15 protein-coding genes are annotated in these 23,278 nt (G+C 75.0%); 3 read left to right on the top strand and 12 right to left on the bottom strand.

The features are described from left to right. Positions 1-58: 58 nt before the first annotated feature. Positions 59-4,489, bottom strand: a complete 4,431-nt coding sequence (locus tag ACQPW6_RS32060; RefSeq protein ID WP_433893205.1) for a tetratricopeptide repeat protein — start codon at positions 4,487-4,489, stop codon at positions 59-61. Positions 4,490-4,494: 5 nt separating this feature from the next. Beyond that, the gene (locus tag ACQPW6_RS32055; RefSeq protein ID WP_433893204.1) at positions 4,495-4,824 is read right to left on the bottom strand and encodes a CU044_2847 family protein; all 330 of its coding nucleotides are present in this window, start codon (positions 4,822-4,824) and stop codon (positions 4,495-4,497) included. Positions 4,825-4,988: 164 nt separating this feature from the next. Here ACQPW6_RS32055 and ACQPW6_RS32050 point away from each other — a divergent pair, with 164 nt between their 5' ends. Next, the gene (locus tag ACQPW6_RS32050) at positions 4,989-5,954 is read left to right on the top strand and encodes a hypothetical protein (protein WP_433893203.1); all 966 of its coding nucleotides are present in this window, start codon (positions 4,989-4,991) and stop codon (positions 5,952-5,954) included. A gap of 49 nt (positions 5,955-6,003) precedes the next feature. Here ACQPW6_RS32050 and ACQPW6_RS32045 read toward each other — a convergent pair whose 3' ends face one another. Genes ACQPW6_RS32045 through ACQPW6_RS32010 form a run of 8 tightly spaced genes read right to left on the bottom strand, consistent with a single transcriptional unit; the run spans position 6,004 to position 19,650 of the window. Beyond that, the gene (locus ACQPW6_RS32045) at positions 6,004-8,766 is read right to left on the bottom strand and encodes an AAA family ATPase (protein WP_433893202.1); all 2,763 of its coding nucleotides are present in this window, start codon (positions 8,764-8,766) and stop codon (positions 6,004-6,006) included. Continuing rightward, a complete protein-coding gene (locus tag ACQPW6_RS32040; RefSeq protein ID WP_433893201.1) occupies positions 8,763-10,187 on the bottom strand; it encodes a hypothetical protein in 1,425 nt (474 codons plus the stop codon). The genes ACQPW6_RS32045 and ACQPW6_RS32040 overlap by 4 nt, the downstream gene beginning before the upstream one ends. Next, a complete protein-coding gene (locus ACQPW6_RS32035) occupies positions 10,177-10,848 on the bottom strand; it encodes a 4Fe-4S single cluster domain-containing protein (protein WP_433894719.1) in 672 nt (223 codons plus the stop codon). The genes ACQPW6_RS32040 and ACQPW6_RS32035 overlap by 11 nt, the downstream gene beginning before the upstream one ends. A 59-nt stretch (positions 10,849-10,907) precedes the next feature. Next, positions 10,908-12,488, bottom strand: a complete 1,581-nt coding sequence (locus tag ACQPW6_RS32030; protein WP_433893200.1) for a vWA domain-containing protein — start codon at positions 12,486-12,488, stop codon at positions 10,908-10,910. Beyond that, entirely contained in the window at positions 12,485-13,840 is a 1,356-nt protein-coding gene (locus ACQPW6_RS32025; protein WP_433893199.1) for a hypothetical protein, read from the bottom strand. The genes ACQPW6_RS32030 and ACQPW6_RS32025 overlap by 4 nt, the downstream gene beginning before the upstream one ends. After that, positions 13,837-16,581: a hypothetical protein gene (locus tag ACQPW6_RS32020; protein WP_433893198.1), complete on the bottom strand. Its 2,745-nt coding sequence runs from the start codon at positions 16,579-16,581 to the stop codon at positions 13,837-13,839. The genes ACQPW6_RS32025 and ACQPW6_RS32020 overlap by 4 nt, the downstream gene beginning before the upstream one ends. Further along, positions 16,578-17,777 (bottom strand): hypothetical protein, encoded by a 1,200-nt coding sequence (locus ACQPW6_RS32015; RefSeq protein WP_433893197.1) that lies wholly within the window; start codon positions 17,775-17,777, stop codon positions 16,578-16,580. The genes ACQPW6_RS32020 and ACQPW6_RS32015 overlap by 4 nt, the downstream gene beginning before the upstream one ends. Before the next feature lie 28 nt (positions 17,778-17,805). Next, positions 17,806-19,650: a hypothetical protein gene (locus ACQPW6_RS32010; protein WP_433893196.1), complete on the bottom strand. Its 1,845-nt coding sequence runs from the start codon at positions 19,648-19,650 to the stop codon at positions 17,806-17,808. A 389-nt stretch (positions 19,651-20,039) separates the two neighbouring features. Between ACQPW6_RS32010 and ACQPW6_RS32005 the strand changes: the two genes are divergently transcribed. Further along, positions 20,040-20,741 (top strand): MBL fold metallo-hydrolase, encoded by a 702-nt coding sequence (locus tag ACQPW6_RS32005; RefSeq protein ID WP_433893195.1) that lies wholly within the window; start codon positions 20,040-20,042, stop codon positions 20,739-20,741. A gap of 49 nt (positions 20,742-20,790) precedes the next feature. Here the strand turns inward: ACQPW6_RS32005 and ACQPW6_RS32000 are convergent, their stop codons facing one another. After that, positions 20,791-22,068, bottom strand: coding sequence for an MFS transporter (locus ACQPW6_RS32000; protein ID WP_433893194.1), 1,278 nt, complete (start codon positions 22,066-22,068; stop codon positions 20,791-20,793). Between the two features lie 91 nt (positions 22,069-22,159). Here ACQPW6_RS32000 and ACQPW6_RS31995 point away from each other — a divergent pair, with 91 nt between their 5' ends. Further along, entirely contained in the window at positions 22,160-22,750 is a 591-nt protein-coding gene (locus tag ACQPW6_RS31995; protein ID WP_433893193.1) for a CGNR zinc finger domain-containing protein, read from the top strand. Positions 22,751-22,784: 34 nt separating this feature from the next. On the opposite strand, the gene ACQPW6_RS31990 is transcribed toward ACQPW6_RS31995, so the two are convergent. Next, positions 22,785-23,174: a PPOX class F420-dependent oxidoreductase gene (locus ACQPW6_RS31990; RefSeq protein ID WP_433893192.1), complete on the bottom strand. Its 390-nt coding sequence runs from the start codon at positions 23,172-23,174 to the stop codon at positions 22,785-22,787. Positions 23,175-23,278: the final 104 nt, after the last annotated feature.

Here is a 23,278-nt window from a genome sequence, read left to right as displayed (position 1 = left end):
CCGGGGCCCGAACCGTACGAGCCCTGGCCCGTACGACCGTCCGGGCCCCCGTCCCGCCTCACGGCGCCTGCCGCCCGGCCAGCCGGTACCAGAACCGCGCCTCCTCCACCGCGTTCTCGGCGACCGCCACATCACCGAGCAGGACCAGCACCTCCACCGGCAGCGGGTGCGGCGCCGGTCCGGCCGGCGGCTCGGGCGCCACTGGCCCCGGGCCCGGACGGCCGCCCTCGCCCGCGGCTTCGAGCTCGGCAGCGGCCGGCTCCTCGTCCTCGGCCACCTGCGGGGTGTAGACCTCCTCGGCCCGCTCCCGCTGCCCCGCGCTCAGCAGCAGCTCGGCGTAGTCGTAGCGGGCCACGGCCTCCGTCTCGGGGTCGCCGTACTCGATGGCCTGCTCGAACCACGGGTAGGCGTCCTCCGGCCGGCCGGCCGCCGTGAGCACCTGCCCGAGCAGCAGCAGCGCCTGCGGCCGGTGCTCGGTGTCGTCGGACTCGGCCAGCGGCAGCAGCGCCTGCTCGGCCTCGGCGTACCGCTGCAGCCGGAACAGCGTGCTGCCGAGGTAGCGGCGGGCCATCGGCTCCACCGACGGCTCGCCGGTGGCGAGGGCGTCGGACAGCAGCTGCCTGGCCTCCTCCAGGTCGTTGGTCGAGCGCCGTACGACGCCGAGCAGGGCCGCGGCCCTCGGCGCGGTCTCGTCGTCGCCGATCTCCATGGTGGCGGCCAGCAGTTCGCCGGCCGCCTGCACCTCGCCGGTGTCGAGCAGGTACTCGCCGGTGCCGAGGTAGGCGAGGGCGATGGCCTCCTGGTCACCGGAGTTCTCCACCCCGGCGAGCAGTTCCTCGGCCGCGTCCCCGTCGCCGCCGCGCAGCAGCTGGACGGCGAGGTAGGCCCTGGCCGCCTCGGTGACGTCCGTGGGCTCGTCGTCCACCACGGACCGCAGCAGCTCCTCGGCCGCCGCCGCGTCGCCGTCCTCGGCCAGGCACTTGGCCAGCTGGAAGCGGGACATCTGGGAGGCCGGGGCGACGTTCGCGTCGCTCGCCGCCCGCAGCCGGGCCAGGCCCTCCGCGCGCTGCCCGTTGCGGATCAGGACCATGCCGAGCACGCCGACCGCCCAGGTCGCGGCGGAGGTGTCGGCGGAGTCCGCGACCACCGTCAGCAGGCTCGCGGCCCGGGCCAGGTCGCCCTGGTCGGCGAGCATCATGGCGAGGTCGATCTGCGCGATGGGCGACCACTGCTCGTGGCCGGAGTCGATCGCGATCCGGTAGGCGTCCTCCGCCTCCTCGTGCCGCCCCTCCTGCGACAGGAAGTCACCCAGCAGATCCGCCGCACGCGGCGACAGGTCCGCGTGGCCCGCGCCGACCGTCGCCGTCAGCAGCTCCACCACCCGCTCCGGGTCGCCACTCGCCCTGAGCATCAGGCCCAGGTCGATGCGGGCCATCGGCGACCAGAGCTGGTGCCCGGAGTCGATCGCGATCCGGTAGGCGTCCTCCGCCTCCTCGTGCCGCCCCTCCTGCGACAGGAAGTCACCCAGCAGATCCGCCGCACGCGACGACAGGTCCGCGTGGCCCGCGCCGACCGCCGCGGTCAGCAGCTCCACCACCCGCTCGGTGCCGCCCTGGCCCTGCTGTTCGGACGCCCCCTCCTCCTGGCCGCCCTCCTCCGTCTCGCTGCCGCGCATGCCGGCGACGACCTCGGCGAGTTCGGTGAGCGCGGCCACCGACCAGTCCGGGTGCCCGGTGCCGATGGCCCGCTCCAGCCATTCGACGGCGGCGGGGGCGTCGCCCTGCGCGGCGTGGCACTCGCCGAGCGCGCAGGCCGCCCGCGGCGCCTGGTCGGGATTGTCGGAGCTCGCCACCTCCAGCAGGAGGGCCATCGCCTCGTCGATCCGCTCCTGGTGCAGCAGCGCGATCGCGAGGATGACCTTGCCGAGCGGGCCGAGCAGCGGGTGCCCGGAGCGGACCAGCGCCCGCAGCAGCCCCTCGGCCTCCTCGTGCCGCCCCCGCACGATGAGGAGTTCGCCCAGGCCCGCCTGGGCCAGCGGCACCGCGTGGAACTGGCCGCCGTCCAGCACCGAGCGCAGCAGCTCCTCGGCGCGGTCCAGCTTGCCCTGGTTGACCAGCAGGCCGCCGAGGTTGGCGCGGGCCATCTCGGTGATCTGGCCGGTGATCGACTCGCCGACCGCCCTGGACAGGGTCCACGGCTGCTCGGCCGGCTCCGCCGCGCCGCCGCGGCCGGCGGGGACGCCCGCCCCCGGCTTGCCGCGCACCACGCCCGGCTTGAGTCCCGGCCGCACGCCCGCGGGCTCGCCGTCGGCCACCGTCAGCGCCTTGACCAACTGGGCCTGCGCCAAGGGTGTGACCTCGGTGTCGCCCGCGGCGAGCACCGCCTCGAGCAGCCGCTCGGCCCGCTCGCTCTCGCCCTGGCTGACCAGCACCCCGGCCAGGCCCACCTGCGCCATCTGGGAGACCTGGGGGTCGCGGGAGCCCACCGCGGCCTCCAGCAGCGCCCGGGCCCTGGCCCGGTCGCCGGTCAGCATCAGCGCGCCCGCCAGCACGACCTGCGCCAGCGGCACCACGCTCTCCACGTCGGAGGCCACGGCGGTGTCCAACTGCCGCACCGCGGGCTCGAACCTGGCCAGGTACAGGTACATCTCGCCCAGCATCAGCGCCGCCCAGGCCGAGGTGTCCCGGTCGTCGGTGGCCGTCGCCACGATCCGCAGCAGCGCGTGCTCGGCGATCTCGGCCTCGTCGCGGATCAGCGCGGTGTACGCGGCCGCCAGCAGCTCGCCGGCCGGCCGGCTGTCGGTGACGTACTGCCAGGCGAACCGCGGCACCGCGGCCGACGGGTCGTCGTCCCGGTTGTCCAGGTACTCCGCCATGTACGGGGTCGCCGCGTAGCCGTGGCCGCCGTCCGGTCCCGGCACCTGCCTGACCAGGGCGATGCTGCCGGCCACCGGCTCCCGGGCCCAGGCCAGCGCCGTCCGGTACCCGGCGTCGTCGGCGTCGAGTTCGGGGTGGAAGACGAGCAGGTAGGCGTCGAACATCTCGCGCAGCGCCTGCTCGGGCATGCTGTCGGACAGGCCCATCCGCAGCCAGTCCGTGGCGGCCCTGGCCAGCGCCCAGCCGGCCGGGTCGCTGTCCGCGCCGTCGTTGTAGCGCTGCTCCAACCCGGGTGCGGCGACCATGAGTTCACCGATACCCCGGAGGCCGAAGTCCTCGCCGGGGTAGAGGCGGCTGGCCAGCTCGGCGTCCTCCGTGCTGAGCAGCGGCGGCAGTTCGACCGTCCGCGCCTTGGCCAGGACGGTCCTGGTGGTGCGGCCGACGTCGTTCTCCATGAGCATCAGCGCGGCACGGTGCTTGGCCGGGATGGTCGCCACCACCGTGAACCCGGGCTGCCGGGTGAGCCGTTCGAGGATCAGCAGGTCGAGGCCGCCGGGCCGCAGGAAGCGGTGCAGGTCGTCGAGCCAGACCACCACCGGGTCGGAGCCGGTGGGCAGCGGCAGCCGGCTCAGGTCGTCGAGCACCCGCCGGTCGGGGCCGTCGGGGCGCGGCACGAGCAGCCGGGCGCCGGGCATCGTCCGCAGCAGCGCCTCGTACAGGGTGCGGGACTTGCCCGCCTTGGAGCGGCCGGCCAGCACCACGAACCGCTCGCCGGCCAGGTGCGCGTCCAGCTGGCCGTCCTGCGGGCTGCGGGAGACGTAGGGCGCGCCGTCCCGCAGGTCGCTGTACTTGGAGCGGGAGACCCCGATGTCGTGCGGGTCGACCTCGTCCACCCGGGGGATGGCCCCTTCGGCGGTCAGCGGCAGCGACAGCAGGCTCTCCAGCCGGTCGCGCAGGTCGTCGTTCGTGGTGTCCTTGACGTACGGGGCCAGGCCCGGCCAGTACCTGGCCACCGTCTCGACCCGGAGGGCGTACGCGGTCCGCCGGTCCACCGCGACCACCTTGTCGCGGGCGACCAGCATGCCGACCACGCCCTCCAGGCTGACGTCCCACACCGGCGAGCCGGAGAAGCCCTGTTCGAGCCCCCAGCCGGCGTGCGGGCCCGCCTCCACCTGGAGCCACTCGTCACCGGAGTGCCCGATGATCTCGCCGCGCACCGGCACGCCCTGGCGGCGGTGCTCGGCCGGGTAGCCGTACGCCCGGAAGCGGTGGTCCCAGGTGCCGGTGCCGGTGGTCAGCAGCGGGGCGGGACGGGCCTCCGCCGGGGCCGGCCCGCCGAGTTCGAGCACCGCCACGTCGCCGGTCTCGTCGCCGGCGTCCGGGTGCCAGCCGCCGGCCACCACGGTGGCCGGCAGCGGGTCGTGCGCGGAGGCGAACTGGAACCTGACGTAGACCGGTTCGGTCGGAACGCCCGGCGCCCGGCCGGGCCGCACCACGTGCGCGCAGGTCAGAAGGTGCCGCGGGGTCACCAGCAGTCCTGCGCCCACCGGATCGGCGGTCGCCGACCGGCGGACGCTGACCAGCCAGGGCGGGCGCTCCCAGTCCGGGGCCACCGGGCTCAGGCCCCGCCGCCGGCGGCGGGCCGGCTCCAGTGCACCTTCACCGTGAAGTGGCCCTCGATCGCGGTCTTCGCGATCACCATGCCGGACTCCGCGTTGAACTTCATGCCGAACTCGATCTCGTAGGAGTCCGGGCCGAGGTCCCGCACCGAGTCGATCACCGACCGCAGGCCGGGCCGGGCGTGTTCGAGCGCGTCCTCAAGGCGCTGCCCGGCCCGCACCACGCCGTCCGGGTCCCGGGAGATCCGCTCCAGGCCCGGGGCGTCGTCCGACACCTCCACCTGGAATGACGTTCCGTCCGGCTCGTCGAAGCGCACGATCTCACTCATCTGTCCATGTCGCTTTCATATCAAGGGGGTTGGATTCCCCGGTCGGTGGCCGTGACGGCCGGAACGCCGGATCGGCGGGGGTTTGCGGCGATACGATGTCGGCCGTGCGGGCCGGCCGGGAAGACGGCCGCGCCGAGCGGTCGAGTGGGGGGACGATGGCCGAAGTGGGCGACGCCAGACAGGAGATCTCCGCCGCGCTGGCGGACACCGCGGCGGGCGAGCCGGAGGCCGCGCTGCGGGTCCTCGGCCAGGCGCTGCGCTGGTCGGCGGCAGCGCTGCGCGGCGTGGACGGCGGCGCCGCCGGCAGCCGGGCGCTGGCCGCGCTGTTCGCGCTGGACGACGCGCTGGAGGAGAGCCACGGCCTGGCCGAGGCGCTGTCCGCGCTGCTGGCCGCCGCGGCCCCCGGCCAGGGGCCCGGCGCCCGCAGCGAGGAGGTGATGCGGCAGCTCACCGAGGTCACCGAGCGGGTCGGCACCGAGCGCGCCGTCCTGGAGAAGCTCGCCGCCACCGAGGAGTCGCTGCGCGACCGGCTGGCCGCCCACGAGGCGCTGCGCGTCCAGGTCGACGAACTGCGGCGGCTGGAACGGCTGGTGCTCGCGCTGGACGCGCTCCAGGAGCAGCAGGAGGTCATCGCCCGCCGACTGGCGGAGCTGCGCGGCCGGGACAGCGGCGTCGACGAGGCGCTGTGGACCAGCAGCGACGCGCTGGTCAGGCTGTCCGACGACCAGTTGGCCGTACTGGCCCCGCAGACCCGGCAGGTGCTGGAGCGGGCCGCCGACGCGCAGCGCGCGCTGGCCGCGCAGGAGCGCGAGCACGCGGAGAGCACCGCGGAACTCGCCGCGTACCAGGACCGGTCGGAGCGCATCCGCGACGAACGCGGCGCGCAGCTGGCCTCGTTGCAGCGGTACGCGGCGGCCGACCGCGATCTGGCCCGCGCGCTGCGGGCGCCGCGGGGCGCGCCGGCCGGTACCGCCACCGACGAGCAGCAGATCTCGCTGGCCGAGGTGGAGGAGGCCGCGGCCGACATCGAACGGCGGCTGGGCGCCGCCGACGACGCGCTGACCCGGGTGCTGGCCGAGCGCGAACGCCACGACCGGGACGGCCGCTTCACGGTGTCGCGCACGGCCTGACGCCGGGCCGGCCGGCGGCCGGGGCTCCCGTCGCCGGCCGGCCGCCCGCTCATCGGGCGCCCCCGCGGGTGAGGACCGGCGGGTCCGGGACGTCGTCCGGGAGGAATTCCGAGGGCACCGGCCCGTCCTCACCGAGCGGACCCGCCTCGCCGGCCGCACCGGGACCGCCGGGATCGCCGAACCGGCCAGGATCACCGGGATCACCGAATCCGGCGGGATCGACCGGCTTCGCGAGCCCTCCCCCGCCGCGCACGAACCGGTCCGCCATCCGCCCCTCCATGGTCTCCAGCAGCTTGCGGACCGTCCGCGCGTTGCCGAAGCCCGTCGGATTCGCCCGCCGGGTGGCCTCCAGCCAGTCGGCCGCCCGCTCCGGTACGCCGGGCCCCAGGGTGCAGCCCTCGGCGGCGGCCATCCGGCGCAGGATCTCCACCAGGTCCCCCAGCGAGTAGTGCGGGAAGGGCACCCGCTCGGCGAAGCGGGACGGCAGCCCCGGGTTGCCGGCCAGCAGCATCTCCATCTCCTGCGGGTAGCCGGCCGCGATGACCACCAGCCGTCCCCGCCACTTCTCCATCTCCAGGGTCAGCGTGTCGAGGGCCTCGGCCCCGTAGCCGCCGTACTGGCTGTCCTGCACCAGGCTGTACGCCTCGTCGATGAACAGCACGCCGTCCAGCGCGTCCTGTACGGCCTGCCGGACCATCGGCGCGGTCTGCCCGAGGTACGAGCCGACCAGGGTGGCGCGGCCGGCCTCCACGACGTGGCCCTTGCGCAGCAGGCCCAGGTCGCGGAAGAGCTGCCCGACCATCCTGGCCACCGTCGTCTTGCCGGTTCCAGGCGGCCCGGTGAAGAGCAGGTGCGGCGCCGCGAACCCGGCCTGTCCCCGCGCCTGCCGCAGCCGCAGCCGGTTGGTGAGGCTGGTCAGCACCTCGCGGACCGGGCCGAGGCCGACATACGCGTCGAGTCCGGCCAGCAGCGCGTCCGGGTCGGGGGCGGGCCGGTCCAGGTAGTCGCGGTAGTGCTCGGGGATGTCCTCGGGCAGCACCGGCTCGGTGATCCGCCGGCGGACCCGGGCCGCCCAGCGGGTGAAGACGGCGTCGGCGAGGGTGCGCATGGTCCGCGCGTTGCCGAAGGTCTCGTCCCGCGTCTCGTACAGCCGGTCCACGATCAGCCGCAGCCGGGCCTCGGTCTCGGCGGTCGGACGGGCCCGGCTGCCGGCCAGCCGCCGCAGCGCGATCTCCGCGAGCACCCGCGGCGGGTAGTCGGGGAACCCGATCTCGTTGTCCTTGGGGAACCGGCTGGCCAGCCCCGGGTTGGCGGCGAGGAACTCGGCCATCTTGTCCGGGTAGCCGGCCACCACCACGACCAGCCGGGCCCGGTCGTCCTCCATCCGCCGCAGCAGCACCTGGATGGCCTCGTCCCCGAACCCCTCGCTCTGGTCGCTCAGTCCGTACGCCTCGTCGATGAACAGCACGCCGTCCAGTGCTTTGTCGATGGTCGCCTCGGTCAGCGCGGCCGTCTGCCCGACGTAGCCGGCCACCAGGTCCGACAGCTGCGGCGACTCGACGTGGCCGCGGGTCAGCAGGCCCAGATCGCGGTAGATCTCGCCGACCAGCCTGGCCACCGTGGTCTTGCCGGTCCCCGGGTTGCCGGTGAACACCAGGTGCATGGACGGCGGTTCGAACCCCGCAGGACCGCCGGGACCCATCGCGTCCAGTGCCTCGGCCACGCCGCGCAGCCGCTCGAAGTGGTCGCGGAGCGCCTCCATGCCCTGGAGGTCGTCCAGCCGCTCCCACGGGCCGCGGGGGTCGGCGACGGCGCCGCCGCCGAGGATCTCCCGCACCACCGTGCTGCTCAGCGGGCGCCCCTCCGGCCGGGCCAGCTCGCGCAGCGACGCCTGCCAGGCGCGGATGCTGCGCGGGTGGGTCGCCAGCGCCTTGGCGATCGCGTCCAGTTCCCGCCAGTCCTCGATCCGCAGCCCCTCGCGCAGCCGGGCCACCTGGATGAGCCGCTCCAGCTCCGCCCCCTGCGGGTGGTCGATCCGCATCGTGCCCGGCTGCCCGCGCAGCGCGGCCCGGCCGCGGACGAAGGTCTCCAGCTGCGGGAAGTGCCGGCGGTCCTCCACGAACCGCGCCACGTCCTCAAGTGACGGCTTGCGGAAGACCAGCAGCCACAGGTTCCCGTTGTCACCGTGCTGCGCCCACTCGGCCATCGCGCCGGCCAGCTCGCGCGGCGCCTCGGTGTGTTCGAGCAGTTCCTCGGTGGAGGAGAACACCACCGCGGTCCTGGGCCGGGCCTGGTCGAGGTACCCGAGGAGTGTCATCACCGCGAACGGGTCGGCCCAGCCCGGCGCCGGCGCCGGAGGCGTGCCGTCCTCGCCGACCCCGCCGGGTCCCTGGCCGGCGCCGGAACGGGCACCGGGATCCGTCTCGGGAGCCGCCGGCCCCTCGTGCGGGGCCCGGAAGCCGGGCACGACGAGACTGCCCATCGGCCCCGTCATCCCGGGTGTGCCCATCACCCCCGGACCGGCCGCCCGCCGCCGTCCCGCGCCGCCTCCCCTGACCGACAGGTCACGCGAGGCGGCGTCCCGGTAGTACACCGGGTGCCGCAGCGAGGAGAAGACGATCCGCTCGTACCCCTCGGCCCGCAGCAGCTGCCACAGCGCGTGCTCCATGTGGCAGATCAGATAGGCGCTGTTGACGAAGTCGTCGCTGACTCCCGGGCCGTACAGCACGGTGAACGGCTCGCCGCTGCGCAGCGCGGCACCGTCGAACCGCTCCACCGTCGGCCCGGACACGGCGGGCGGTGCCTGGGTCATGCCCCGGCCGCCCCGGGCTGCGCCTGCCCCTTCTGCGGCGTGCGGCCCTGCCGCGCGGCCTGCTCGCGCCGCCTGCCCTCCGCGTGGTGCCGGTCGATGTCCAGCAGCGCCGGGTCGGGATCTCCGGGCTCCGACACCGGCCGCGACGCGTTGTGCCCCTCGCCGTTGAGTGCCTGCTGGACCGCCTCGGCACGGCCGCGCTGCTGGGCCTCCGAGGTGACGTCGTGGTCGTAGGACAGCACCCGCACCACGCACTCGCCGGAGTCCCGCGCGGCCTGCGATATGTCCAGCACGATCTCGTTGCCGTTGCCGTGCTGGAGCTTGGCGTAGTACGCGCCCCGCGGGTCGGCGTCCTGGTACTCGCCGTCCACGAAGTCGTAGAAGGCCATCTCGCCGAGGGTCCGGGCCACCGCGTCGGCCAGGTTGATCCGGATCTGCGAGGCGAGCTGCCGCATGCCGGCGTCCGCCACCGTGTCGCCGAGCGCGCGCTCCAGGCGCGGCGCGTCCCGCTCGTGCAGGCCGAGCAGCGTCTCGATGTCCGTGCCGTCGTCCCGGGCCCTGGACAGCCCGTCGGCGGTCTCCCGCCGCAGCCCCTCGACCTCGTCCTCGGACCAGAACTCGACGTCGAGCCTGACGTCGGCCAGCTCCGTGCCGTCGGGCCCCAGCACCGGCCGGTTCATGTTGCCCTCGATGAGCCGGTCCACCCGTACCAGCGACTCGACCGCCGCGGTCTGCGCCGAGCACCGCTCCAGTTCCCGCTGCTCGGTGTCCACCCGCAGCTCGCTCAGCGAGTGGTACGTCTCCTGGGTCAGCGCCAGCGCGGCGTCGAAGCGGCCCTGCGCCAGGTTCTGCCCGGCCGTCGTCAGCCGGGCCTGCAGCCGTTCCAGCTCCTTCGGCGCGTAGCGCTCGGCCAGCCCCGCGTCGGCGATCAGGTCCGCCATCACGTTCGCGTCGGCCAGCCAGGCCCGTACCGTCCCCTCGGCCCGCGCCCGGTCCACCTTCATGATGTCGATGTCCGCGGCCAGCCGGGCGGTCTCGGCGCGCCGCTCGGCCCGCTCGGCGGCCAGCGCCCGCCGCGCCTGCTCCTGCTGCTCGGCGAGCGCCTGCCGGGTCTCCTCGCGCAGCCGGCCGGCCGTCTCGGCCAGCTCCCGGTGCAGCTCGCCGGCCTGCTCGCGCAGCCGCCGGGTGGTGTCGGCCTCCAACCGCCGGGTCTGCTCGCTGAGTTCGCCCATCGCCGTCTCGTTGCGCTGCTGGCGCTCCGAGACCCGGGCGAAGGTCCGGTCGAGGTCGGCACGGGTCCGCGACCTGATGTCCTCGATGAGGCCGGGAAGGGTGCTGAGCACCTCCTTCAGCTGCTGCGCCTTGCGCTGGGCGCGGTACCACTCCGTCTCGTCGACCGAGATGCGCTTCCTACCGCTCATCGTTGTCCAACTCCCTTCCGGGGGAAGTGCGGCCGCGGACGGAGTCGACCGCGGTGTCGAAAGCTGCCAGCAGCCCGGCCGGCGGTACGCCGATGAGCAGGGCCTCCCGGCCGGTGACCGCGATCTCGGCGGACCGCGGCCGGTCGCCGAAGTCGTAGCCGGAGCCGGCCAGCCGCCCGGTCAGGTGGTGGATCCGCTGGTTGGAACTGCCGCGCAGGCCGCGGCCGTCGTCGAGCGCGGCGACGTACCGGCCGTCGATCAGCACGTCGACGGCCGCCAGCAGGTCGTGGACGCCGGGCGACGGCGGGCGGGCGCGCAGCGCGGTCAGCCGGTGCCCGGTGAAGCAGATCAGCGACACGTCCCTGATCTCCCGGGCCAGCCTGGCCACTTCGGCGAGGCCGGCGGCCTGCTCCATCGGCTCGCCGCCGGAGAACGTCAGCCCGGTCACCCGCGGGTCCGCGAGCAGTTCGGCCGCCAGCTCGCCCGGGGTGGCCCGCCGGGCCTCGCGGAACGGGATCCAGTCGGCCGACATGCAGCCGGCGCAGTCGAACGGGCAGCCCTGCACCCACAGCGCCGACCGGACCCCGGGGCCCAGCGCCTCGGTGCCGACCCGGGTGGCCGCCACGTTCACGGTCACGACCGGGCCGCTCGCCGGGGCCATGCCGCTGTCCGGGACCGCGCTGCCCACCGGGACCGCGCCGGAGTCCGCGACCGCGCCGTTCACCGGGACCGGCCGCCGACCGGGACCCGGCCGGCCACCGGCGCGGGCTGGTGCTGGAAGCGCACCCCGTTGATCACCACGTGCCCGCCGGGCACGCAAGTGGCCGTGCTCTCCCGGCCACTTGAGCCGTCCGGGCTGTACCGGATCAGCAGGTCGACGCTCGCGACCCGGTCCGTACTCCGCCGCCGGCCGCGTACCCGGCCCGCGCCGCCCACCGTCTCGGGGCGCAGCCGCAGGTGCCGCCCCCGCAGCGCTATCCGCTCCGGTTCCTGGTCGCCGAGCGCCCGTGCCACCAGCAGGGCGCCGGTCAGCAGCGGCCGCCGGCTGCGCCGCCACAGCAGCCAGCCGGCCAGCAGCACCAGCACCAGGCCGCCCAGCACCGCGGGCAGCAGCACCGCGGAGCCGACCGTGGCCCGCAGCGGCACCGCCGGCCCGGTGACCTGGATCTGCCGCGGGACGGACAGCTTGACGTCCGGGGCGAGCGGCTGCTCCCACGCCGAGCCGACCCGGCCGGCCAACCGCAGCACCGCGTCCTTGTTCTCAGTTCGCCGGTAGGGAATAGGTCCGGCCGGCAGCTTGCCGGTCAGCCGAACGGTGTACGTCTTGGACTTGCCCGGTTGCAGCGTCACCTGGCCGGGCAGCCCGCCGACGGCGATCGACGGGTCCGTGACGGAGGCGCGCAGACCGGTGACGGTCAGCGGGACGCGGCTGGTGGTGGAGCGCAGGGTCAGCCGGGCCGTGGCGGTGCCGTCGGTGAGGTCGGTCCTGCCGCCGTTCGACCAGCTGGCGTCGAGCCCCTTGCCCTTGTCGCCGGCGAGCAGCAGCGCCGCCTGCCGGGCCCGGGTGCGGTCGCCCGCCCTGGCCAGGTAGCCGCCGAGGTCCTGGATGTTCTTCGGCCGCAGCTCGGTGGTGTCGGACACCACGTGCCCGAGCAGGTCGGCGCCCGAGGCGCCGCTGCCCAGCGGCAGCGCGTAGCCGGCCAGTTGGGCGTGATCGCCGATGGCGTCGGCCCGGTGCTGGAGTGCCGTCCAGGACGGTCCCGAGGAGGTGGGGTAGCGGGAGCCGGGTGCCGGGTCCTGCTCGCCGTCGGTGAGCAGCACGATGGAGGCCACCGGTGAGGCGTCGTCGCGTTCCAGCTCGGTGAGCGCCTTGTCCAGTGCGGCGCCGATGTCGGTGGCGCCGTGCGGGTTCGGCTGGGCGGGCAGGTGGGACATGATCGCGTCCGTGTCGCCGGCCGAGCCGATGTACTGGATGTGCGGGCTGGAGTCGAAGGTGACGAGCTCGACGTGGTCCTGCGGCGTGAGGCCGTCGAGGAACGGGCGGAGCGTGGCGCGGACGGTGTCGTAGCGGCCGTTCTGCTTCATCGACCCTGAGGTGTCCACCAGGATCGCGTAGTCGGCGGGCTCCTGGCCCAGTTCCAGTGCCTGGTAGATCTCGGCGCGGGTGGGGTGGGCGGTGTCGGCGGGCGCCGCCTGCGCGGGCCCGGCGGCCAGCGCGGGGACGGCGAGTAAGGCCGCGCCCAGTACGGCGGCGAAGTCGCGGACGCCGCGGAGCGCCCGCGGCCGGACGGTGTGCTTCACGAGCGCACTTCCTTCAGGTCGGTCGGCAGACTGCCGAGTGGGATTTCGCTGGGCGCCCCCGCGCCCAGCGGACGCAGCACCAGGCGCGCCGTCCCGTCGACGGCGACCCGCACGCCCACGTGGAAGCGGTCGCCCTCGGCGGCGCCCGGGATCAGCAGGCTCCGCACCTGCGCGGTGCGGCGGTTCTCGGCGTCCCGCACCCGCACCCGGACCGGCCGCCCGTCCGCGGAGCCCTCAGGGCCGGTACGCAGCCGGACCCGCCGGCCGTCGGCCTCCGCGTAGACCGTGGCGCCGCCCGGCTCCAGGGCCCCCGGCGGGCTGAGCAGCAGCTCCTCGTCGCGCGGCCGGCCCGCCACCGTCCGGTGGGCGCCGACGCAGACGGCGTACGGGTAGCGGTCCGCCGGATCGATCCGCCCGGCGGCGACCAGGGCGGCGCCGAAGACGGCGGCCAGCGCGGGGTCGACCCCGGCCGGCAGTGCGACCGGCGGCCCCTGGCGTTCCGTCAGATGCCGGACCAGCGGCAGCAGACGGGCGGAGCCGCCCACCGCCACCGCGGAGAGCGCGGCCGGCCGGCCGTCGGCCGAGGCGCCCGACGCCTTGTCGAGCGCCTCGGCCGCCGCCTGGTCGAGGTCTGCCGTGAGCCGCGCCAGGGCCCGGCGTACCGCCCCGGCCGAGATCTCCCGCCCGTCGACCTGGTGCACCGCGATGTCGTCGTACCGGTCCGGGTGCGCCCCGGCCCTGGCGAGCGTGAGGTCAAGCCGCAGTGCGGCGCCCTCCACGGCACGCGCGGCAGCCAGTTCGCGCAGCCCGGCCTCCTCCGCGGGCAGTCCGGCCGCCCGCAGCAGCGCCGCGTCGAAGCCGGCGCCGTACCCGTCGGCGGGCGCGCGCCGGGCGTCGCCGGTCACGGCCACCGCCGTGGGCGAGACCGCGCACACCGCGACCCGTACCTCGGTCGCGGCCAGGTCGCACACCGCGTACCAGCCGTCCGGCAGCGCGCCGGTGTGCCGCAGCAGCGCCAGCACCGCGTGCGGCGTGCTCAGCGCCCGGAACTGCGGCGCCCCGCCGGTGGCGTGCAGCGCCGTCAGGGTGTCCGCGGCCCGGCGGGCGTGCTCGGCCCGGTCCTGCTGCGGCACGCAGAGCACCACTTTGCCGGGGACTCCGTACGCGTCGCGGTAGGCGCCGTACGCGGTCCGCAGCGCGATGGTCCGGTGCGCGCCGCCCGACTCGGCCGCGACCGGCAGTCCCTCGCCGGCCACCGTCCCCGGCAGGTCGACGAGTTCGGCCGCGCCGTGCGCGCCGACGCGGGCCACCCGCACATGCCGGGCGCCGACGTCGATGGCTATGGCGCTCACCGGGGGCGCTTCCTCAGCCGCGGGCGACCGGGCTTGAACCGTCTGGGCTCCCCGGACTCGTCGTAGTCGGCCGCGGCCGCGTCCTCCGGCATGTCGGGAGACTGCTGCGGCATGGCAGGAATGGGGACGGGTGCGGGGATCGGTGCCGGACGGTAGCCGGGGGGCGCCGGGTCGTAGGGGGCGGGGTGGCCGCTGGTGAGGGCGGGCCTTCCGTAGTGCTCCGGCGGCCCCTGCCGCCAACCCGGGTCGGGGGGCGGTGCGACGGGCTGGGCGGCCGGCGACTGCGGCAGGCCGAGGTCGGCGAGCAGCCTGCGGTGCCGCCGCACCTCCTCAAGGCTGTGATCGCGGAGCCTCTGCACCAGCTCGGGGTACCGGCCCGATTCGTGCAGCGCCCGGTACAGGTCGTACCCGAGACCTGGCCGCCGCGTCTCCAGCGCCACCGAGACGTCGAAGGAGAACGCGAGCCCGAGCTTCGCGACGGCCAGCCCGAACTCGTACAGCGCGTGGGAGCCGACGGCGTGCCCGCGGCACGCTCCGGCGAAGATCCCGCACCAGTCGTTGAGCGACTGGAAGTTCCCGGTGGCGGCCCGCAGATCCCGGGCCGGCCGCAGCCATGCCAGGCCCGGCCGGCACTCCAGGCGCTCCACCATCTCGGCGGAGAGGTCGAGATCGAGCCACGGCGGATACGCCGGGGACGCGAGCCGGGTGGCCAGCCCTTCGAGCAGGGTCGACTCGACGGAGCTGATCCGCCACGTCAGCCGGCGCAGTACCGACCAGCCGACGGCGTCGGGCGCGTCACCGAGGAGCGCGTCGACCACCGGGTCCTTCAGGACCGGGTCGGTTCTGAGCCGGCCCGCGACGGCGTCCGCGTAGGCGTCGATCGCGGGCTGCCCGGCCAGTCGCCTGAGCCTGGGCAGGGCTGCCGCGGCCCGGGCGCCGGTGCCGCTGCCGATACCGGGGCCGTTGCCGCCGGCGTTGCCGGTGCCGTTCGCAGGCACCAGCAGGTGCAGCAGATCGGCGTCCGCGGCCACCCGGGGCTTCAGATCCGTCGCCTCCGGCGGCGCGACGGCGTCGAGCAGCGGCAGCACGTCCCGGCCGTGGGCGCCGCGCAGGGCCTGCCGCAGCGCCGGCCAGGCCGGGCTGATCGCGGCCGGCGTGCGGTGGTCACGGGCGATCTCCAGCGCCGCCCGCCAGCCGCCGCCGTCGCCCTGCGAGCCCATGAAGTCGGCGGCGTCGGACTCGTCGGCCCGGTCAGGGGTGAGCTGGCCGGTGAGCACGCCGCCGTAGCGGAGCCAGCCGGGCCAGGAGGCGAGGCCCTCGGCCAGCGCCACCGCGACGATGCGGGACAGCGGGGAGCGGTCCCGGTTCGGGTCCATGAGGGAGGACAGCCAGGCGTGCCCGACCTCGTTCTGGTCCATGACGAGCCGGTCGGCCGCGGCGGAGGTGTGCGCGTGGGTGCGCTCGACGTAGGCGATCAGCTCGCCGATCCAGACCGGGTTCCCGCCCGATCCGGTCACCAGCGCCGTGAACAGCTCGTCGAACGCCCCCGGATGCCCGCTCTCGAACTCCCGCAGCAGGCCGAGGTGTCTCCTGGCCAGGCCGAAGCTCTCGCCGGTCGCGCCGAGCGCGAGGATCTCGTCGGCCAGCAGCCGGGCCGCCCGGCGCGGCCAGTGCTCCTCCAGCAGTTCCCGCGCCCGGTGGCCGTCCGGGCCCCGCACGCAGAGGAAGAGGAAGGACAGCAGCGTGCCCTGATGCTGTTCTTTCAGCGACTCCATGGGGTGCAGGCGCAGCAGCCTGGCGACGTCCGTGAGGCTGCCGCGGCCGTGCCGGATGTCGCCGACCACGGAGCCGAGCAGGTCCATCTCGCGCAGGACCTGCAGAGCCGATGCCGCGTCCTGGACCGGCACGATCGCGGTGGACGCCAGCAGATGGGCGACCACCGACGCGGTCGGCTGCTCCTTCTGCCGTACCCGCCACAGCTCCGCGAGGTAGCCGCGGGCCGCGTCACCCCGCGGTTCCGGCGGCGGCCCGCCGAGCGGCACCTCCTGCTGCCCGGTCCGCGCCGCGGAGGCGAAGACCAGCCTCAGTTGATGGTCCGACTTGCCGGTCCAGGTGGCGCCGCTGAGCCAGCTGCGGCAGCCGTACGGCAGCAGCGCGCACACCGCGTCGAGGATCCGGACCCGGGTGTCGGGGTCGGGGAGCGTGCCGCCGGGCGGCGCCGTGATCACCACCCGCCGGCCGTCGAGCAGCAGCGCGGCCACTCCGGCGGCCCAGCCGAAGCCCAACTCCTCTACGGTGGCGGCGAGTTCATCGGCGTCGGCCGGCGCCGCCGGGAGCGGCAGGCGGTCGCCCGACTCCGCAGGCAGCCGCAGCGCGGCGGCTCCCCGGCCGAGCCCGGTCCAGGTCAGCGCGGCGGCACCGGCCTGCTCCCACTCCAGCAGCACCAGGCCCCAGGAGAAGCCGGCCGCGCCGGTCGCGTCCCGGGTGCCGTCCCACGTCGTCTCCACCACCGCGCAGGCGGGCCCCGGCTCGTCCGGCACCGTACCGAGGAACACCAGCCAGGGGAGCGCGCCCGCCGGGTCGCGGTCGTCCGGGGTGCCGGTCGTGGCGCTGAACAGGTACCGCCCGGCGCTGGCCGCGGAGAAGCTGCCGGCCAGCACCTCGTACCCCATGCTGCGGCCCTGGTGCTTGCCGAGCACCGCCCAGTCGGCGGGCAGCGTGTCGTCGGGGCCACCGCTCACCGCAGCCGTCCCTTGCGTCCGTCGGCGCGGATCCGGCGCTCCAGGTCGATCAGCGGCTCCAGGACGTTGATCGGCTCGGGCGAGGTGCAGATCTGCGCCCTGCCGTCGACCGTCTCCACGTTCAGGTAGCTGCGGTAGTCGAACACGTGCTGCGGGTTGAGCCGGAAGCCGATGGCGGAGGTGGCGTAATAGGTGACGCGCTCGGGGTGGAAGTAGGTGTTCAGCCCGTCCCGCACCACCCGGGCCGTGGAGCCGCGGAACTCGTCGCAGAGCCAGGCGAAGAAGCCGGCGCTCTGCTCGGCGGGCACCCGCGGTATCTGGGACCCGACCGAGTCCTGGGTGACCCAGCCGGCCCGGATCGCCGGCTCGAAGATGGAGGGGTGGTCGAACTTCGCCACGCAGACGGAGACATGGTGCGGCAGCCGGTTGCGGTGGTGGCCGCCGGCGTCCCGGACCCGTGCGTTCAGCGCGTTGACGGTGGCGTAGAAGTAGTTCAGGCTCTCCGTCCCGGCCTCCCCGTCAAGCAGCGGGTCGAACAGGTAGATGAGCCCCTGGGCGCGGGCCAGCTGGTCGATGACGGAGGCGTGCATCGGGTTACTGCGGTTGTACGCCTCGCCCATCACGTCCTGGACGTCCAGCAGGAAGCTGACCTCCCGTGCCTTGCCGAACCTCCTGGCGGCGCCCTCCTCGCCCTGGAAGGACCAGCTCAGCCCCTCCGCCCCGAGGGTGCCGTCGGGGAACTGGCGGCGGACGGTCAGCCGTTCGACGCTGTCGTTGAGGAAGTCGGTGGCCTCCGGGGTCATGCCGCCGATCACCCAGTTGTTCGCGGTGTGCCGCTGGTACTGCATCGCCGCGACCGGCAGCGCCGCCAGAAAGGTCGTCTTGCCCGAGCGCGGCGCGCCCCACAGCCCGATCCGCAGCGGGTCGGCGGCGGAGGCGACGCCGGCCGGCGCGGTCGGGATGCGCAGCGGCTGGAGGTTGCCGTCCGGCATGGGGTAGGTCTGCTCCTGCTGCGCCCCGTACGCCGCCTGCGGGATCTGCTGGGGCGCGGCCTGCTGCGCCTGCGGGTGGATGTAGGCCACCGGGGCCGGCCCGCCCGACGGGCCGGGGCCGGACGCCGGCGGGGCGGGCTGGGAGGTGATCAGCGGACTGGAGGCGGGGGCTGCCTGCGTCTCGTCCTTGTCGAACTGGCCCATCGTGTCTCTCCTCGTACCTGGTCTGGGATCACCGCAAGGCGGTGGCGAAGGCGAGCGGGCAGGACGGACCGTCCGACCGCCACACCGGAGTCAGTGCCTCGGCCACCGCGGCCGGGGCGTCGGTGCCCGGCTGGAAGGAGCCTTCGGCGGACAGCGCGGCCCACGCGCTCCTGGCGTAGTCGCCGGCGGGGTCGGGGGTGCCGGGCGGACCGGGCGGCACCGGATCCGCCCTGGCCAGCACGCGGATGCCGTGGCCGCGCAGCGCCTGCAGCTCCAGCCGCCAGTCGGCGCCCAGCGGGCAGGACGGCACCGGGCCGCGCAGCACGGACACCGCGGGCGGCCGGCGGCCGACGACCAGCAGGGTGCGCCGGGTGTCCTGGCCGCCGCGGGCCGGCGCCGCCGCCCTCCGGGCGACCGCCCGCAGCGCGTCCTCCAGTGACGAGGTCATGTCCTGCCTGCGCGGGGCCGGTTGCCAGCGGGCCAGTTCCGTCAGGACGTGCCCGGCGGTGGCGGACGCGAGCGGCAGCAGCAGGGTGGGCCGCGCGGTGTGGCCGTTCTCGTGGATGACGTGGTCGTAGTGGCCCACCACGCCGACCCGCAGCCGGCCGCCCGGGCCGTCGCGTTCCGCGAGGGCGCTGACGACCTCCCGGACGAAGGCCAGCCGCTCGGCGGTCTCGGCCGCGTCCGCGCCGCTCATCTCGACGGTGAACCAGACCTCCAGGCCGGGCGGGCGCACGATCCGCCGCGGGAGGCGGCGGACCAGGTCCGGCAGGTCGGGCAGGTCGTGCCCGCTTCCGGGTAAGGCGGCGGAGCCGGCCAGGCGCACGTCACCCGGTCCGTGCAGCTCGAAGGTCAGCCGGGCGGTGCCGAGGGCGGCGAGATCGGACCCCGGGGCGGACAGCACCGTGGCGCCGCTGCCGTCGGAGCCCGGGCGGCCGGCCAGTACCGGCAGCAGGGCGGGCGCACCGTGCTCGATGCCGCCGTGCACGGTGACCTCGGCGGTGGCCGTCGTGCCGGCCGGCAGCCGGGAGCCGGCCGGGAAGAGCACTTCGGTGTGCGTGCGCACGGCGCCGGTGCGGTCGTCGACGTCGGCCAGGAGGAGGGTGTGGTCGAGCAGAAGGGGTGCGGTGCGCAGGAGTTCGGCTATCGCGTCCTCGACGGGTGTCTCGTCGGGGCCGTGTGCCGGGCGGTTGCGGGCGGGGGTGGTGGCTGTGGCGGTGGCGGTTCTCGTGGCGGGCGCGGCCTCCGCGAGCAGCGGGTATGCGGCGCGCAGCAGGTTCGCGGCCCGGTCGAGCAGCACCCAGCCGCCCCGGCGGCACAGCAGCACCATCGTGTGGGCGGAGGAGGGCGGTACGAACGCTTTCAGCCAGTGCGCGACCGCCTCGTCGAAATCCGTCCGCCCGACCGGCGGCAGGGTGCCGATCCCGCCCGCGAGCTGGAATCGGCGAATTTCCGGCCGCCGGTCGAGAAGCGGCGCGACGGAGCGCCACTCGGTGCTTCCCGCGTCGGCCTGCCGCGGTATTCCGTTCGCGTCGGCGGAGGCTCTGATCACGCTCACGCAATCGGGGCCGAATTCGACGAAGACTAACTCCTTGATGCGCCCGGAGGTCAGCTCGGCGAGGATCTCGTGCCACCGCGCGGAGTCGTACCCCAGCATACCATTCGGTATGCCGGACCCGGTCGCGGAGTTTCTCTCCCCCGGTCGCGCGGGGCCGCCGCGGATGACGTCGGACAGCCGTCCGGCGTCGCCGCCGCTCCCGTTCGAGAGGGCCGCCGCCCTGGTGTCCCAGGCGTGCCCCGCCGCGTCGACGGCCGCCTGCTCACGCCGCCTGTCGGTCTCGGTCAGCTCCCCCAGTACCGGATCGGATCGCATCGGCCATTGGCAACCCGCGCATATATCTGTATCCCCGTCGGGAATTCCGCACACTGGGCATGCGTGATCAGTCCCCTCACCCAATGACCCCTACCCCCTGGATGCACATGAGCCACATACGCTCATACGGTCGAGCATCCGGCCGGCCCGCCCCCCGACGAGCAGCCGTTAGTCGCAGCCCCGGCCGCGACACTTCATGGTGGCACAGCTCAAGTGGAATGCGACGGTCTTTGGTCACAGCGGAGCGGACGATCTCCTTTTTCTTTTCGAACAGTCGCCGAATAGCGTGCGGGAGAAGACAACTCCAGGCGCCAGTGGTGCGAATGTGCAACGGGAGAGGGGCGGGGCGGGCCCGGTCGCCGAACGGGGCCTGCTGGCAGAGTGTGGGGATGACAACTCCGTTGAGCCTGCTGTCCGGTCGGGTCTGGATCTACCCGGGCGACCCGGATCCCGCGGCCGTCAAGCCGTGCGTCGCGGTGGTCGCCGACGAGGCGGGCAGCACCGTGGTCGACGCAGGCCAGAGCCCCGCGCACGCCCGTCTCGTACAGGCGGCGATCGCGGAGGCGGGGCTGCCGGCCGCCCGCCGGGTGGTGTTCACCCACCACCACTGGGACCACACCTGGGGCGCCTGCGCCTGGGAGTTGGACGAGATCGTCGGCCACGAGGCGGGCGCCGCGCTGCTGACGGCTGAGGCGGCGCTCCCGTGGAGCGAGGCGTATCTCCGCGAGGAGACGGCCGCCAACCCGCTGCTCGAACGGAGTTTCACCGCCCGGGCGCGCGCGGTGGACGACTGGGCGGAGTTCGCCGTCCGCCCGCCGACCCGCACCTTCGCCGACCGGCTCGAACTCCCCGGAGGCATCGAGGTCCAGCACGTAGGCGGCCGTCACGCGCCGGACTCGACGGTCGTCGGCGTCCCCGACTCCGGGGTGATGCTCCTCGGCGACAGCATCTACCCGCCGCCCTACCACCTGCGCGAGCCGGGCCCCGCGGGCGAGGAGATCGATCTCCCGCTGGTCACCGCGCTGGTGGCGGAGGGCTTCGACTGGTACGTGGACAGCCACAGCGAGCCGTGGCGCCCGCCGTCCTCGTGACCACTCGTGACCAACCGCCGTTCCGGGCCTTGACGTTGCCCGCGTCCGGTCAGCGTTGGGCCCCGGCCTTCGTGAGTACGGGCGCGGGCGGGCCCGCCGGCCCGGAGTCGTCGGCGAGCGCCCGCAGCAGGCACGGTTGGACGACGCCCATCGCGAGGCAGACCACGGCCATCGAGGTCCACAGCGTGGCCGGCCCGAAGCCCCCGATCAGCCAGGTGCCGAGCGGCGGCGCGGCGACCGTGGCGAACCCCCAACTCAGGCCGAAGACCGCGAGGTAGCGCGCGGAGGCCCCGGCCGGCGCCAGTCCGGCGACGACCGCGAACGCCTGCCCGGACAGCAGCAGGTTGCCCAGGCTCCAGGCGGCCGTCGGGGCGAGGAGGGCGGGCAGCGAGCCTGCCGGTGCGAAGGCGTATCCGGCCAGGCCGGCGGCCATGAGTACATATCCGGCGGCGGAGGCGGCGGGCGCGGGCAGGTCCGCGAGCAGCCGGGTCCGCATCAGCGGCCGTGCGACGACGATCACCACGGTGGCCGCCGTCATGAGCACACCCGCGCTCGCCGGGTTGAGGCCGGAGGCCGCGAGGGAGAGCGGAAGCGCCATCAGCAGCACCATGTAGACGAGGGCGTAGACGGTGCCTGCGGCGGTGACGGCCAGGAGGGCGCGGTCGCGCCAGGGGGACGGTTGCTTGACGTCGGGGGCGTCGGTGACGGCGCCGGCCGCGCGGTCGGCGGCCGTGCCGGAGGATAGGGCCGCGCGGTCGGCCGGGGTGCCGAGGCGCACCGCCAGCGCGCAGACCAGGCACGAGGCCGCGTCGATCGCGAAGAGCCAGCGCAGGTTCGACCGGCCGACGATCGCCGCGATCAGGCCCGCGCCCGTGTTCCCGACCGCGAGCGCCGTGGTCAGCAGCGCGTAGGTGCGGGCCCGTGCCTCCGGCCGCGTCCCGTCGGCGATCATCGCCTGGCTCGGGGGCTCGTAGAGCTCGAAGGCCAGGCCGAGCAGCACCGCCCAGCCCGCCGCGGCCGGCAGGCTGGGCGCGGCGGCGATGCCGAGTTGGGCGGCGGCGCAGCCGAGCAGGCCGATCAGGATGGTGCGGCGCCGTCCGATCCGGTCCGCGAGCCGGCCGCCGAGCAGCCGGCTCGGGATCGTCGCCACACCGAAGGCCGTCGCGACCGCCCCGGCCGCGGCGGTGCTCGTGCCGAAGTCCCGGCACAGCAGCACGGTGAGGAAGGCGAGCGAGAACGCCCCGAGCTGGTTGACCCCGCGCGCCGCGATCAGCAGCCTGACGTACCGGGGGACGGCCCCGTCCGGGCGGAACGGCGTGACGGGCATGACCCCTCCATAGTGACCGACGAATCGAGTATTGTTGGTGACGGTCGCGCTATGGATGCAGACCCTAGGCCCGAGCGGAGTGACCAGTCAAGTGCTGTTCGATAGTCACGTGGAGCTGCTGCTCGACGCAGCCGTGTCCCTCGTCAACGAGCTGACCGACGGCGAGCGGCGCGGCAAGCCGTACACGGCGCCGGCCGGCGAGGAGCTGCTCTCGGCCGTGCCCGCCGCGCTGCCAGGGCACCGGGCGCAGTCACCGGTGCCCGACCGGCTGCCGGCCGAGAGCGCGGAGTACCTCGCCGAGGCCGCGCGCACGATGCGCCTCGTCTTCGAGGGCATGGACGAGGACCGGGCCGACGACGCGGCCGCGGCCGCCAACGACCTGCTGCGCCGCACCGGCGCCCGGCCTCAACTGGACCGGGTACCCGGCGAACCCTGGCAGGTCCACTTCCACGGCACCGACGACAGCTACGGCGTCGGCTGGAGCGCCGGCTGCGCCACAGCCCTGGCATTGGCAGTAGGCAGCGAACTCGCCGGCCGCCTCGGCGTGTGCCGCGCCCCCCGCTGCGACCGCGTCTACGTGGACGCCTCCCGCAACTCCGTCCGCCACTTCTGCAGCGCCCCCTGCCAGAGCAGGGTGAAGGCAGCGGCATACCGCGCGCGGCGCGGAGCGGCCCCGAAGTGAGCCCCCCTCCGGCCCGGGAGCGGGTGGCGGCTCGTCAGGTGAGGGTGATGCGGATGGCGACCGTGCCGTCCGCGCCTCGGCGCAGGCGGCTGCCCAGGAGGGTGAGCCTGCCGATCAGGCCGTACTTGCGGGCGAGGAGGCCGCGGTAGTTCCGGGTCTCCTCGGCGTCGAGGATCTCCGCGCGTCCGGGGGACGCCTCGCCCTCGGGGTTGCCGTGGATGTCGCACGCGGACACCAGCACGTCGGCGCGGTTGCGGATCCGCTTCACCTTGCCGGTGTCGGCGACCGTCCAGATGCCGAGGGCGTCCCCGTCACGGACCACCCAGACCGGTGTCGGGACCTCTCTGCCGTCCCTGCGGAAGGTGGTGACCAGGAGGTATTTGCCCGACGCGAGGCGTTCGAGGTCCGCTTGACCGTCTGTCATGCCCGAAGGCTATGCCACGCCCCGGCCCCGCTGGCCCTCCATCAAGATCACAAGGTGGCCGCCCCGCCGAAAGTATAGATTTAGTAAAGTTGATTAACAAGACG

Origin of the sequence: Streptomyces sp. CA-111067 (assembly GCF_050956065.1) — a bacterium.
Lineage (GTDB): Bacteria > Actinomycetota > Actinomycetes > Streptomycetales > Streptomycetaceae > Actinacidiphila.
The sequence above is the reverse complement of the archived record's forward strand: the minus strand, read 5'-3'. Positions and strand labels throughout refer to the sequence as shown.

What these genes read in the sequence shown, in the direction of transcription:
- ACQPW6_RS32005 (WP_433893195.1), top strand. Translation starts at nt 20,040, where the DNA reads ATGACAACTCCGTTGAGCCTGCTGTCCGGTCGGGTCTGGATCTACCCG.
- ACQPW6_RS32055 (WP_433893204.1), bottom strand. Translation starts at nt 4,824, where the DNA reads ATGAGTGAGATCGTGCGCTTCGACGAGCCGGACGGAACGTCATTCCAG.
- ACQPW6_RS32010 (WP_433893196.1), bottom strand. Translation starts at nt 19,650, where the DNA reads ATGCGATCCGATCCGGTACTGGGGGAGCTGACCGAGACCGACAGGCGG.
- ACQPW6_RS32035 (WP_433894719.1), bottom strand. Translation starts at nt 10,848, where the DNA reads ATGGCCCCGGCGAGCGGCCCGGTCGTGACCGTGAACGTGGCGGCCACC.
- ACQPW6_RS32040 (WP_433893201.1), bottom strand. Translation starts at nt 10,187, where the DNA reads ATGAGCGGTAGGAAGCGCATCTCGGTCGACGAGACGGAGTGGTACCGC.
- ACQPW6_RS31990 (WP_433893192.1), bottom strand. Translation starts at nt 23,174, where the DNA reads ATGACAGACGGTCAAGCGGACCTCGAACGCCTCGCGTCGGGCAAATAC.
- ACQPW6_RS32000 (WP_433893194.1), bottom strand. Translation starts at nt 22,068, where the DNA reads ATGCCCGTCACGCCGTTCCGCCCGGACGGGGCCGTCCCCCGGTACGTC.
- ACQPW6_RS32045 (WP_433893202.1), bottom strand. Translation starts at nt 8,766, where the DNA reads ATGACCCAGGCACCGCCCGCCGTGTCCGGGCCGACGGTGGAGCGGTTC.
- ACQPW6_RS32015 (WP_433893197.1), bottom strand. Translation starts at nt 17,777, where the DNA reads ATGGGCCAGTTCGACAAGGACGAGACGCAGGCAGCCCCCGCCTCCAGT.